Here is a 12,579-nt window from a genome sequence, read left to right on the forward strand (position 1 = left end):
ACACTCTACCTGCTCAGGAATGAAAGTGGACCGCGGTCCGTTTGGATGGTAAGAATTGGTCGACCCCGGCTGTCACTCGAACTCTAAGGAACTCGCCATGTCGCAAGCACACGTACTGATACTGGTCGGAAGCCTCCGCGCCGACTCCGTGAACAAGCAGATCGCCGACACCGCTGCCGCACTCACCCCGGAGGGCTCGACGGCGGTTGTGTACCCCGCGCTCGCCGAGGTCCCGTTCTACAACGAGGACATCGACATCGAGGGCAAGGTCCCCGCTGCTGCGCTCGACCTGCGTGCTGCTGCCGAGAAGGCCACTGCCTTCTTGCTGGTCACACCCGAATACAACGGCACGATCCCCGCAGTGCTCAAGAACGCCATCGACTGGCTCTCGCGTCCGTACGGTGCAGGCGCTGTGAGCAGCAAGCCCGTCGCAGTCATCAGCGCCTCGCCCAGTGGCAACGGCGCGAAATGGGCTCATGACGACGCACGCAAGGCCGTCGGGATCGCCGGCGGCAAGGTTCTCGACGATGTCGAGCTCACTATCGGCGGCACAATCGACAAGTTCGGCTCCGCGCACCCACGCGAGAACGTCGAGGTCTCCGCCGATATTTCGAACGTCGTCGCGGAACTCGTCAAGGCATCGGACGAGCTCGTCAGCGCCTGAGCTCGCTCGTGTGCCGTAAGCGGTGTGATCCAGGCGATAGCAAATGGAAATCGTTTTCATGTAGCATCGAAGCATGAAAGTACGAAATTCTCTGAAATCCCTGAAGGACAAGCCCGGCGCTCAGGTTGTGCGTCGACATGGCACGGTGTTCGTCATCAACAAGAAGGAGCCACGTTTCAAAGCGCGACAGCGCTGAGGCGAGCGGCCCAAAGCCCCCGAGTCGATCGACTCGGGGGCTTTTCGCGTCTCGGGCACGCCGTCGATCTCGGGGGTGGACGACTATTTCACTCGTGGTTGATCGGCGTGTCGACTTGCTGTGATCGGTCACCGCTACCCAAGGGCTTATATGTGACGCACGACACGAATGGACTGTGACCTGCGACACGCCGTTGCGACCACCGCGTTCTCGAGTGTGCACGACTCTGACCAGCGAATACCACGGATGTTGTTCGCAACATCTCGTGTTGTAGGCATATGTCGGACACAAGGTGTAGTGTCTGAGCAGTCGAGAGGACACAAGCCGACGGCCCCGAAAACGGGTTGAAAGCAGGTGAAATCTCGCCGATGATCATCCAGGTACTGCTCGAATCCGGGTCGCCGCTCGGGTCGGAACGTGCAAGAGAATCAACCACGCAGCGCACATCGGAACACAGGTGAAAACCGACGGTTCCGGTCTCTACGTCACAGCCGGGCAACGCTCACGAGAGTCTCGGAACTCGTAGGTCGCAGCCGGTAGGGAGAAGGGAACCCTCATGAGCATCACCGTTTACACCAAGCCCGCCTGCGTTCAGTGCAATGCCACCTACCGCGCCCTGGACAAAGAGGGCATCGAGTACGACGTCATCGACATCTCGCAGGATGCGGAGGCGCGCGATTACGTCATGGCGCTCGGCTACCTGCAGGCGCCCGTCGTCGTCGCCGGTGAAGACCACTGGTCGGGTTTCCGTCCCGATCGCATCAAGGCACTCACCGCCAGCGTTGCTTGAACAGAAGATGGAGATGAGCACGCGTGACTTCTGCTCTCACTCCGCAGTCGACGCACCCGTTGGTCTACTTCTCGAGTGCGTCCGAGAACACGCATAGATTCGTCGTCAAGCTCGATGTGCCGGCGAGTCGTATCCCACTACGCGATCCAGCGAGTTTCCTGGTCGATCAGCCGTATGTGTTGATACTTCCCACATACGGCGGGGGAACTACTTTCGCTGGACGTGACACCAACTACGTTCCCAAGCAAGTAATCAAGTTTCTCAACCAGAAGCACAACCGGTCCCTCATCAGGGCTGTCATCGCTGCGGGCAACACCAATTTCGGTGATTCCTTTTGCTTTGCAGGCGATGTCATTTCACAGAAGTGCGCAGTTCCGTATCTCTACAGATTCGAGCTGATGGGAACTCCCGAAGATGTCGCCCGGGTCCGCGAGGGTCTGGAGGACTTCTGGGAGCGGGAGTCGCGACGAGCAGCGCACACACATTAAGTAACCAGAAGCGTACGAGGAACTGGAGCGAAAGCCGTGGCACCGACCATCACCGAGGTAGAACCTGTCAACTCCGTTCGATCCGGCGGTGATCTGGACTATCACGCGCTGAACGCCATGCTCAACCTGTACGGCCCGAACGGCGAGATCCAGTTCGAGAAAGACCGCGAAGCGGCCAACCAGTACTTTCTCCAGCACGTCAACCAGAACACCGTGTTCTTCCACGACCTGGACGAGAAACTCGACTACTTGGTCGAGGAGAACTACTACGAGCCAGAGGTTCTGAACCAGTACTCGCGCGACTTCGTGAAGTTTCTGATCAACCACGCGTACTCGAAGAAATTTCGGTTCCCGACGTTCCTGGGCGCGTTCAAGTACTACACCTCGTACACTCTCAAGACGTTCGACGGCAAGCGTTACCTCGAGCGCTTCGAGGATCGTGTGTGCATGGTTGCGCTGACCCTCGCGGCGGGCGACGAAGCACTCGCTACCGATCTCGTGGACGAGATCATCGCCGGACGCTTCCAGCCGGCGACTCCGACCTTCCTCAACTCCGGTAAGAAGCAGCGCGGCGAACCCGTGTCGTGCTTCCTGCTGCGCATCGAGGACAATATGGAGTCCATCGGTCGCTCCATCAACTCGGCCCTGCAGCTGTCCAAGCGCGGTGGCGGTGTTGCGTTGCTGCTGAGCAACATTCGTGAGCACGGTGCCCCCATCAAGCGCATCGAGAATCAGTCCTCGGGCGTCATTCCGATCATGAAACTGCTCGAGGACTCGTTCTCGTACGCAAATCAGCTCGGTGCTCGTCAAGGTGCGGGAGCGGTGTACCTGCACGCTCATCACCCCGATGTCTACCGTTTCCTCGACACCAAGCGCGAGAACGCCGACGAGAAGATCCGAATCAAGACCCTCTCGCTCGGAATCGTCATCCCGGACATCACGTTCGAGCTGGCGAAGAAGAACGAGGACATGTATCTGTTCTCGCCGTACGACGTCGAACGGATCTACGGGGTCCCGTTCGCCGACATCAACGTCTCGGACAAGTACTACGAGATGGTCGACGACAAGCGGATCCGTAAGACGAAGATCAAGGCACGTGAGTTCTTCCAGACCCTCGCCGAGTTGCAGTTCGAGTCGGGCTACCCGTACATCATGTTCGAGGACACCGTGAACCGGGCAAACCCGGTGAAGGGCAAGATCACTCACTCGAACCTGTGCTCGGAAATCCTGCAGGTGTCGACACCGTCGGAGTTCAACGACGACCTCACCTACTCGCATGTCGGCAAGGACATCTCCTGCAACCTCGGTTCGCTCAACATCGCGAAGACGATGGACTCGCCCGACTTCGGCAAGACCATTGCCGTCGCGATTCGTGGACTGACTGCCGTCTCCGATCAAACACACATCTACTCGGTTCCATCCATCGAGCAGGGCAACAACGACTCTCACGCCATCGGCCTCGGTCAGATGAACCTGCACGGATACCTTGCTCGCGAGCGCATTCACTACGGATCGACCGAAGGCATCGACTTCACCAACATCTATTTCTACACAGTGCTGTTCCATGCGCTTCAGGCGTCGAACCAGCTCGCCAAGGACCGGGGAACGTATTTCAAGGGATTCCCCGAGTCCAAGTACGCGTCGGGTGAGTTCTTCGACAAGTACACCGATCAAACGTGGGAGCCGAGCACACCGCGTGTCGCTTCGTTGTTCAGCGCGGCCGGGGTGCACATCCCAACGCAGGCTGACTGGGCCACGCTCAAGGCGTCGGTCCAGGAGCACGGAATCTACAACCAGAACCTGCAGGCCGTTCCGCCGACCGGTTCGATCTCGTACATCAACAACTCGACCTCCTCGATCCACCCGGTGGCGTCGAAGATCGAGATCCGCAAAGAAGGCAAGATCGGACGCGTCTACTACCCGGCGCCGTACCTGGACAACGACAACCTCGAGTACTACCAGGATGCGTACGAAATCGGGTACGAGAAGATCATCGACACCTACGCCGCCGCAACGCAGCACGTAGACCAGGGTCTGTCGCTGACGCTGTTCTTCAAGGACACCGCGACGACACGTGACATCAACAAGGCGCAGATCTACGCATGGCGCAAGGGCATCAAGACGCTCTACTACATCCGTCTGCGTCAAATGGCTCTCGAAGGCACCGAGGTGGAGGGTTGCGTTTCGTGCATGCTGTGAGCGGCGCTCTCCGATCTACTCCCAACTGAACTCATTCAAGGACATCTCATGACCGCTGCACCGCACTCGCCCGCGGACGGGGCAAAGATCAAGCTGATCGACCGCGTCTCCGCCATCAACTGGAACCGCGTTCAGGACGACAAGGACTCCGAGGTCTGGGAGCGTCTCACCAGCAACTTCTGGCTTCCGGAGAAGGTGCCTGTATCCAACGACATTCCCTCGTGGGGCACCCTCAATGCCGTCGAGAAGCAGTTGACGATGCGCGTGTTCACGGGACTGACCCTGCTCGACACGATCCAGGGCACAGTCGGCGCGGTCAGCCTCATTCCCGACGCCATCACACCGCACGAGGAAGCGGTGTACACGAACATCGCGTTCATGGAGTCGGTGCATGCCAAGAGCTACAGCTCGATCTTCTCCACCCTGAGTTCGACGCGCGACATCGACGACGCGTTCCGCTGGTCGGAGGAGAACGTCAACCTGCAGCGCAAAGCCGAGATCGTCCTCGATTACTACAAGGGTGACGATCCGCTCAAGCGCAAGGTGGCGTCGACCCTGCTGGAGTCGTTCCTGTTCTACTCCGGCTTCTACCTGCCGATGTACTGGTCCTCGCGGGCCAAGCTGACCAACACGGCCGATCTCATTCGTCTGATCATTCGCGATGAGGCCGTGCACGGGTACTACATCGGATACAAGTACCAGAAGGGCCTGGAGAAGGTCAGCGAGGCACAGCGCGAAGAGCTGAAGAACTACACGTTCGAGCTGTTGTTCGAGCTGTACGACAACGAGGTCGAGTACACCCAGGACCTCTACGACGAAATCGGACTCACCGAGGACGTCAAGAAGTTCTTGCGCTACAACGCGAACAAGGCACTCAACAACCTCGGCTACGAAGGCTTGTTCCCCAAGGACGAGACCGACGTGAACCCGGCAATCCTCTCGGCACTGTCTCCCAATGCCGACGAGAACCACGACTTCTTCTCAGGGTCGGGATCCTCGTACGTCATCGGCAAGGCAGTCAATACCGAGGACGACGACTGGGACTTCTGAACATCTCGGCCAAGGAAGGCCCTCCGGCTACGAGCCGGGGGGCCTTCCTTGTTTCCTGATGTCGTTCGCGTTCTTCGGCATGCGTCCCTGCTCGGTCAGTGCGCGGCGAAGCAGGAACTCGATCTGCGCGTTGGTACTGCGCAGCTCGTCGCCGGCCCAGCGGGCCAGTGCATCGTGCACCGCTGGATCGAGCCGAAGAAGGATTTTCTTACGTTCGACGCCCATGAGTCACTGGTACAGCGATCCGGTGTTGACCACGGGCTGTGTGTCACGATCACTGCACAACACGACGAGCAGGTTCGAGACCATGGACGCCTTGCGTTCTTCGTCGAGCTCGACGACGTGCTTGTCCTCCAGCTTCGTGAGCGCCATCTCGACCATTCCAACCGCCCCCTCGACGATCAACTGACGGGCGGCGATGACTGCACCAGCTTGCTGGCGACGCAGCATGGCTTGGGCGATCTCGGGTGCGTACGCGAGCCTGTTGATTCTGGTCTCGATCACCTCGACGCCCGCCGACCTGACCCTGGCATGAACTTCCTCGGACATTGCGCCGGTGATCTCGTCGGCGTTCTCCCGCAACGACATCCGGCCCTCGGCGTCGTACGGGTAGCTGCCGGCGATGTGCCGGACGGCGGACTCGGTCTGGACTGCGACGAATTCCTCGTAGTCGTCGACCTGGAACGACGCCAACGCTGTATCCGCGACCTGCCAGACGACGATCGCAGAGATCTCGATCGGATTGCCATCCGCGTCGTTGACCTTGGACTGGCCGGTCTCATGGTTGCGGATCCGCGTCGAGATCGCCCTGCGGTAGGTCAGCGGGTTGGTCCAGCGTAGGCCCGGGGTTCGGAGCGTTCCGCTGTACGAGCTTCCCAGAAGTTGTAGTACACGAGCTTGATTGGGCTGAACCAGTGTCAGTCCGGCCAGTACCGGCAGTGACACGACGAACAGCACGACCCCGGCGACGATCAGTCCGACAACGGTGAACACAATGCCGAGCGCGAATGCCGCTACGCCTGCAAGGAACAAGGCCAGACCGACGCCGAGCATCGACCATCCGGGCAGATCCCACCCTGGTCGTTCGGCAATGGTGGTCGTCGGTGTTCCCGTTGGCTTCTCGGCAACGGTCGTGGGTGCGGTCATGAATACCCCTCCTTCTTCGGTGATACTAAAGTGATATCACATTTCGCGCGCTTGGGGTGACCGAAAGGCTCGTTCGCTCCCGTGAGGTGACCGAAAGGCTCATTCGCGCACTCTGAGTGACCGAAAGGCTCGTTCGCACACTCTGAGTGACCGAAAGGCTCATTCGCTCACGTGAGGTGACCGAAAGGCTCGTTCGCTCCCGTGAGGTGACCGAAAGGCTCGTTCGCACACTCTGAGTGACCGAAAGGCTCATTCGGTCCGTGAAAGTGACCGAAACAGACATTCGGTCACACCCGGGGGAGCGGCTTCAGCGCCGAAACCACGCCTCGGGAGTGCCGCTGAGTGCGTGCTCGATGCGCAGACGCGAAGTGCCCGTTAGGTTTTCGGGCAGAGCGGAGGGAGTGAACCACTCGACGGCAAGGTTTTCGTCGTCGGCGACGTAGGCGTCGCCTGCGATGTGACGAGCGAGAAAGGTGATGTCGAGGTACTGCGCGACATCACCGTTCGGATAGGTGATCTGCTCGGTGACGTCGACGCCCGTGAGTCGGACCAGTTCGGCGTCGACACCTGTTTCTTCGCGGATTTCGCGAAGGGCTGCGGGTCCCGGTTCCTCGCCGGGTTCGAGAATGCCGGATACGACGGCCCATTGACCGTTGTCCCGTCGACGAGTGAGGAGAATGCGACCGTCGGCGTCGACCACGACTGCGCTCACACCCGACAGCCAGAGGGGTGAGGTTCCGACCTTCTCGCGCAGAGCGAGCACGAACTCGGGGATCGGCACGTCAGGACACGTACGCGTTGAGTGAGTTCGACACATCCGCCAGGATTGCACGGGCCGCGACGATTCCGCTTCCCGACCACACGGTGTCGTCGACTACGAAGATGCGCCCGTCCTTGGCCGACCCGAGATCCTCCCAGGCTGCGTTGGTCATGACGGACTTTCCGTAGGTCTCGCCGTCGTCGCCGTCGAAACGGACGTACACGATGTCACCTTCGGCGGGAGACAAGTTCTCGGCCGTCACCGAGGCAGAGTTGTCGCGCTGCGAAGGGGGTCGCTGGACGCCTACCTCGGCGAGCACCTCACTCGCGAACGTTTCGGGGCCGTCGGTTTCGGCAGAGTCCGAAAGAAATCGGACGACCGACGCTTGAGTCTGGGTGGCGTTCACGTCGCGGCCGACCTGCTCGGCGTCCGCGCTGAAACTTGCCAGTTCCTCGAAGGCTGTGCCGCCCCGTCCGAGGGCAGCCGCGGTTTGGAGAAACGCGCCTTTCCATCCGTCGTCGGTCGAGGTGAAGACAGTGGGTGCAATGTCGGTCAGCGAGTTGTACAGATCGGGCCCCAGCGAGTCGGCGCCGAGGATCAAGTCGGGAGCAAGTTGAGCGATCGCGTCGACGTCAGGGGTGCCGACGGGTCCCACCGAAGGAATCTCGGCGATTCCGGTACCCAGATACAGCTCCTGATCGCCGTCTCCGCGGAACGCCGGATCGAGCGTCGATGCGCCTACGACTCGCTCCCACACGCCCAATGCGCAGGTGGCGTCCAGTGCGGCAGAACCCAGCGCCACGACTCGCAGTGGATCGGCCGGCACATCGGTGATTCCTTCACTGTGGCCGACGGGTCGGACGTCGCCGTCGACGCCGGTCGGGTCGAGGGGTGCGGTTTCCGGACACAGTCCGACGGTTTCGCGATCGTTTCCGACCACGCCTGCGCCTGCGATGTTGGTGGTGCTTCGTACGATCGTCGACGCATCGTCTCCGGTCGAGGACGCGCCCGCACAGCCAGAAGTCAGCACGAGTGCGCCAACTGCGATGGCGATGGCGATGGCATGCACAGACGACTTTTCGGTCAACAGTGAGGTTCCTAACGCGAGTGGGATGCGGTCACACCCTATCCAGCGTGTCCGACGCCCGCGGAATCGCCCGCAACCGAACGCGGACGAGATTAGTGGAGCCTTACTCGGAGACTGCGTATCTGGCCCCCATGCTGGCGTGACACCCCAATACGACACACGGTAGGACCGGTTCGGCGTGCTGCATCCGCACGGTCTAGGATTCGAGGAGCGCAAGACACCAGGACGTGCTGTCTCCAAGTGGAGACGGAACGCATCTTCAGGAGGATCAGTGACTGCCCTAGCGCCTAGGCCAACTCCCGCTGTAGAGGCGGTGAGGCCTTTTCCGCCGCGGATGGGACCGAAGGGTTCTTTTCTTCACAAGGCGGTGACGACGACTGATCCCAAGGTGTTGGGGATCATGTACATCGCGACGTCGATCGCGTTTTTCTTGGTCGGTGGGTTGATGGCGTTGTTGATGCGCGCCGAGTTGGCTGTGCCGGGGATGCAGTTCTTGTCCAACGAGCAGTACAACCAGTTATTCACCATGCACGGCACGATCATGTTGCTGTTGTATGCGACGCCGATCGTGTTCGGGTTCGCCAATTACATTCTGCCGTTGCAGATCGGTGCTCCTGATGTGGCGTTCCCCCGGTTGAATGCGTTTTCCTACTGGCTGTATCTGTTCGGTGCGTTGATCACCACTGCAGGGTTCATCACTCCTGGTGGTGCTGCTGATTTCGGGTGGACTGCGTACACCCCGCTCACCTCGGCGTTGCATTCGCCGGGTGTGGGTGCCGATCTGTGGATCATGGGGTTGGCGGTTGCTGGTTTGGGCACCATTTTGGGTGGTGTAAACATGATCACCACGGTCATCTGTTTGCGTGCTCCGGGTATGACGATGTTCCGGATGCCGATCTTCACCTGGAACATTCTGGTCACTTCGATCCTGATTCTTCTTGCGTTCCCGTTGTTGACGGCGGCGTTGTTGGGGTTGGCGGCGGATCGTCATCTCGGTGCGCACCTGTTCGATCCGGCGACCGGTGGTGTGTTGTTGTGGCAGCACTTGTTCTGGTTCTTCGGTCATCCCGAGGTGTACATCATCGCGTTGCCGTTCTTCGGGATCGTGTCGGAGATTTTCCCGGTGTTCTCGCGTAAGCCGATGTTCGGGTACACCACGTTGATCTACGCGACGATCGCCATCGCGGCGCTCTCGATCGCGGTGTGGGCGCATCACATGTATGCCACCGGTGCGGTGCTTCTTCCGTTCTTCTCGTTCATGACGTTCCTGATCGCGGTGCCGACGGGTGTGAAGATCTTCAACTGGATCGGCACGATGTGGCGTGGGCAGGTGACGTTGGAGACTCCGATGTTGTTCTCCATCGGGTTTTTGATCACGTTCCTGTTCGGTGGTCTGTCCGGTGTGTTGCTCGCCAGTCCGCCGATCGATTTCCATGTCACCGACACCTACTTCGTGATCGCGCACTTCCATTACGTGGTGTTCGGGACGGTGGTGTTCGCTACGTATGCGGGTATCTACTTCTGGTTCCCGAAGATGACGGGGCGGATGATGGACGAGACCCTCGGGAAGTGGCATTTCTGGTTGACGTTCTTCGGGTTCCACGGCACGTTCCTGGTTCAGCATTGGCTCGGTAACGAAGGTATGCCGCGTCGGTACGCGGATTACTTGTCCTCGGACGGGTTCACGACGCTCAACATCATTTCCACGATCGGTGCGTTCGTGCTCGGTGCGTCGACGTTGCCGTTCGTGTGGAATGTGTTCAAGTCCTACCGGTACGGCGAGGTCGTCACCGTCGATGATCCGTGGGGGTACGGCAATTCGTTGGAGTGGGCCACCTCCTGCCCGCCGCCGCGGCACAATTTCACCGAACTGCCCAGGATCCGTTCGGAGCGGCCGGCGTTCGAGTTGCATTACCCGCACATGGTCGAACGCCTACGCGCCGAAGCCCACGTCGGGCCTGGTAGCCATGGCGGACACACCACCGAAGTCCTCGAGAAGGCACGACGCGAACCACTCGCCACCAGCGACCACGAACATTCAGGCGATCCAGATCCGAAGTAGACATACGACAGTCGCGAAGAGCCCCTCCCGGTCCCCGGGCGGGGCTCTTCGCTTGCAAGAATCTCAGGCGAGAAGAACCAGACTTCGAGAGCGCCCGTATGCGGACGCCTTCGCACAGGGAAGGGAGAACCGGTGCCGGCATCGGACACCGTCGTACTCGTGACAGTGACAGGCCCGGACAAGCCGGGCGTCACCTCGGTGCTGTTTGCGGCGCTCTCGCGCCATATGGTCAGCTTGCTCGACGTCGAGCAGGTCGTGATCCGAGGCCGACTCACCCTCGGAGTGCTCCTGTCGTGTCCGAACGATCCAGAGGCACTTCAGGAGGAATTGGAAGAAGCGATGTCCACCGTCGGCGTTCACGTCGATGTCGAGATCGGGGCTGATCCTGTCGGCAAACGCGTCCTGGCGACACATGTCGTCGTTGTGTTGGGGCGCCCGGTCACCGCACGGGCGTTCAGCACCATCTCACGTGAGTTGGCGAGGCAGGGCGCCAATATCGATTCGATCAGAGGGGTCGCCGACTATCCGGTGACGGGCCTCGAACTACAGGTCACGGCAACCAATACGTCGCCGGACGCCGATCGCCAGCTCCGGACCGGTCTGTCCGAGATCGCTGCGGGTGTAGGGGTGGACGTCGCTGTCGAACGCGCGGGAATTGCCAGACGATCCAAGCGACTCATCGTCTTCGACGTCGACTCGACGCTCGTCCAGGGTGAGGTGATCGAGATGTTGGCGGCTAAAGCAGGCCGAGAAGAAGAAGTTCGGCTGGTGACGGAATCCGCGATGCGCGGCGAGATCGATTTCACCGAGTCGCTGCATCAGCGTGTGCAAGCCCTGGCTGGCCTCGACGCGTCGGTGATAGACGAAGTCGGCGAGGAACTCGAACTGACTCCGGGCGCGCGCACCACCATCCGTACCCTCCGTCGGCTCGGGTTTTCCTGTGGCGTCGTGTCGGGCGGCTTCCGTCAAGTCATCGAGGGGTTGGCCCACGAACTGGAGTTGGATTTCGTCAAGGCGAACACGCTCGAGATCATCGATGGAAAGCTGACCGGTCGCGTCGTCGGCGAGGTCATCGACCGCGCTGCCAAAGCGACAGCTCTGCGCGAGTTCGCTGCTCAGTCCGGCGTTCCCATGGAGCAGACAGTGGCCGTCGGCGACGGAGCGAACGACATCGACATGCTCACCGCCGCCGGCCTGGGCGTGGCATTCAATGCCAAGCCCGCGTTGCGGGAGATTGCGGACACGGCGATCTCGACCCCCTACCTCGATGCCGTCCTGTTCATGCTCGGAGTTACCCGCGGAGAAATCGAGGCAGCCGACGCGATCGACGGTGGTGTCCGACGCGTACCGATCCTGTGAGTGACGAGTTCGGAGACGAGCGTCCGCTGAGCACACTGGCCCAGCGGCATGCCGTTCTTGCCCTCGGGTACGGAGGACGCACCGATCCACCGGATCCGGCAGACGTTTTGGCGATGCCCGTCGTACTGCATATCCCGAAGATCGATCCGCCCGCCCGAAGCCGACTCCTCGAAGCCGCGGCATCTGCAGCAGTGGCACTGTGCCTCGACGAACGGGTCGGCACTGGCGGCGCCTGGGAGGACCAATTCCTGGCGTGGACCGGCGCACGAATCAGAAAGGTCGCCCGTCGCGCGCGTGGCGCGCAGTGGGATGCCGCGCAGAAAGTGCCAGGAATCACGATCGACGTCGGCGGTGCTCAGGCGAGGGCTCTGGTGCCGGGACGAGTTGGGGATCTCGACTCACGGATCAAGCGACTGCAGATCGGGGGCACCGACCTCGAACCAGACGATGCGGGGCCCGCGCTCGACGGCGTCCCGGTCTTCTGGGTCGATCCGGCGTTGAAGATGACCGTCGGAAAAGCAGCCGCGCAGGTCGGTCACGCGTCCATGCTGCTTGCCGGAGCAATGACCGAGCAGCAGTGTGCGCACTGGGCAGCGGCCGGCTTCGTGTGCTCGGTACGCGAGGCCGACGAGGCACAATGGCGGCGTGCACGGACCTCGGCGGAGTCCGGTTTGGCCGTAGCAGTTCGGGATGCGGGCTTCACCGAGGTGGCCCCAGGTTCGATGACCGTCATCGCCGCTCTGGAACCCTGAGTACGAGACACTTCTCGTCGGGGTCC

Annotated in this window: 13 protein-coding genes; 9 read left to right on the top strand and 4 right to left on the bottom strand. The window is 60.9% G+C overall.

Annotated elements, in window-relative coordinates; genetic code table 11:
* Positions 1–97 precede the first annotated feature (97 nt).
* The 6 genes from D8W71_RS14470 to nrdF all read left to right on the top strand — a co-directional run bounded on the left by D8W71_RS14470 (position 98) and on the right by nrdF (position 5,387).
* The gene (locus D8W71_RS14470; RefSeq protein ID WP_121114249.1) at positions 98–664 is read left to right on the top strand and encodes an NAD(P)H-dependent oxidoreductase; all 567 of its coding nucleotides are present in this window, start codon (positions 98–100) and stop codon (positions 662–664) included.
* 73 nt (positions 665–737) lie between these two features.
* Entirely contained in the window at positions 738–860 is a 123-nt protein-coding gene (gene ykgO / locus D8W71_RS14475) for a type B 50S ribosomal protein L36 (RefSeq protein WP_121114250.1), read from the top strand.
* 556 nt (positions 861–1,416) lie between these two features.
* On the top strand, positions 1,417–1,650 hold the full coding sequence (gene nrdH, locus D8W71_RS14480) for a glutaredoxin-like protein NrdH (protein WP_121114251.1): 234 nt from the start codon (positions 1,417–1,419) through the stop codon (positions 1,648–1,650).
* Positions 1,651–1,673: 23 nt separating this feature from the next.
* Positions 1,674–2,138 carry a class Ib ribonucleoside-diphosphate reductase assembly flavoprotein NrdI gene (nrdI, locus tag D8W71_RS14485; protein ID WP_201265073.1) on the top strand — a complete coding sequence of 155 codons (465 nt, stop codon included), beginning with the start codon at positions 1,674–1,676 and terminating at the stop codon, positions 2,136–2,138.
* Between the two features lie 36 nt (positions 2,139–2,174).
* On the top strand, positions 2,175–4,337 hold the full coding sequence (gene nrdE / locus D8W71_RS14490) for a class 1b ribonucleoside-diphosphate reductase subunit alpha (RefSeq protein ID WP_121114252.1): 2,163 nt from the start codon (positions 2,175–2,177) through the stop codon (positions 4,335–4,337).
* Positions 4,338–4,385: 48 nt separating this feature from the next.
* The gene (gene nrdF / locus D8W71_RS14495; RefSeq protein WP_121114253.1) at positions 4,386–5,387 is read left to right on the top strand and encodes a class 1b ribonucleoside-diphosphate reductase subunit beta; all 1,002 of its coding nucleotides are present in this window, start codon (positions 4,386–4,388) and stop codon (positions 5,385–5,387) included.
* A gap of 27 nt (positions 5,388–5,414) precedes the next feature.
* On the opposite strand, the gene D8W71_RS14500 is transcribed toward nrdF, so the two are convergent.
* The 4 genes from D8W71_RS14500 to D8W71_RS14515 form a co-directional block, all read right to left on the bottom strand.
* Complete coding sequence (locus D8W71_RS14500; RefSeq protein ID WP_121114254.1) at positions 5,415–5,612, bottom strand: hypothetical protein; 198 nt, start codon at positions 5,610–5,612, stop codon at positions 5,415–5,417.
* A gap of 3 nt (positions 5,613–5,615) precedes the next feature.
* A complete protein-coding gene (locus D8W71_RS14505; RefSeq protein WP_201265074.1) occupies positions 5,616–6,533 on the bottom strand; it encodes an SPFH domain-containing protein in 918 nt (305 codons plus the stop codon).
* A gap of 307 nt (positions 6,534–6,840) precedes the next feature.
* Entirely contained in the window at positions 6,841–7,314 is a 474-nt protein-coding gene (locus tag D8W71_RS14510; RefSeq protein ID WP_121114255.1) for an NUDIX hydrolase, read from the bottom strand.
* 1 nt (position 7,315) lies between these two features.
* Positions 7,316–8,380 (bottom strand): ABC transporter substrate-binding protein, encoded by a 1,065-nt coding sequence (locus D8W71_RS14515; protein ID WP_121114256.1) that lies wholly within the window; start codon positions 8,378–8,380, stop codon positions 7,316–7,318.
* Between the two features lie 271 nt (positions 8,381–8,651).
* On the opposite strand from D8W71_RS14515, the gene ctaD reads away from it, so the two are divergent.
* The 3 genes from ctaD (at position 8,652) to D8W71_RS14530 (ending at position 12,553) form a co-directional block, all read left to right on the top strand.
* On the top strand, positions 8,652–10,442 hold the full coding sequence (gene ctaD, locus D8W71_RS14520) for an aa3-type cytochrome oxidase subunit I (RefSeq protein ID WP_121114257.1): 1,791 nt from the start codon (positions 8,652–8,654) through the stop codon (positions 10,440–10,442).
* Positions 10,443–10,574: 132 nt separating this feature from the next.
* A complete protein-coding gene (gene serB / locus D8W71_RS14525; protein ID WP_121114258.1) occupies positions 10,575–11,801 on the top strand; it encodes a phosphoserine phosphatase SerB in 1,227 nt (408 codons plus the stop codon).
* Complete coding sequence (locus D8W71_RS14530; protein ID WP_236077434.1) at positions 11,798–12,553, top strand: aminoacyl-tRNA hydrolase; 756 nt, start codon at positions 11,798–11,800, stop codon at positions 12,551–12,553. Before serB ends, D8W71_RS14530 begins: the two co-directional genes overlap by 4 nt.
* Positions 12,554–12,579 lie beyond the last annotated feature (26 nt).

Origin of the sequence: Rhodococcus sp. P1Y (assembly GCF_003641205.1) — a bacterium.
Lineage (GTDB): Bacteria > Actinomycetota > Actinomycetes > Mycobacteriales > Mycobacteriaceae > Rhodococcoides.

Coding starts and splice junctions, on each gene's coding strand:
- D8W71_RS14500 (WP_121114254.1), bottom strand. CDS start 5,612: ATGGGCGTCGAACGTAAGAAAATCCTTCTTCGGCTCGATCCAGCGGTG.
- nrdF (WP_121114253.1), top strand. CDS start 4,386: ATGACCGCTGCACCGCACTCGCCCGCGGACGGGGCAAAGATCAAGCTG.
- nrdH (WP_121114251.1), top strand. CDS start 1,417: ATGAGCATCACCGTTTACACCAAGCCCGCCTGCGTTCAGTGCAATGCC.
- D8W71_RS14505 (WP_201265074.1), bottom strand. CDS start 6,533: ATGACCGCACCCACGACCGTTGCCGAGAAGCCAACGGGAACACCGACG.
- ykgO (WP_121114250.1), top strand. CDS start 738: ATGAAAGTACGAAATTCTCTGAAATCCCTGAAGGACAAGCCCGGCGCT.
- D8W71_RS14470 (WP_121114249.1), top strand. CDS start 98: ATGTCGCAAGCACACGTACTGATACTGGTCGGAAGCCTCCGCGCCGAC.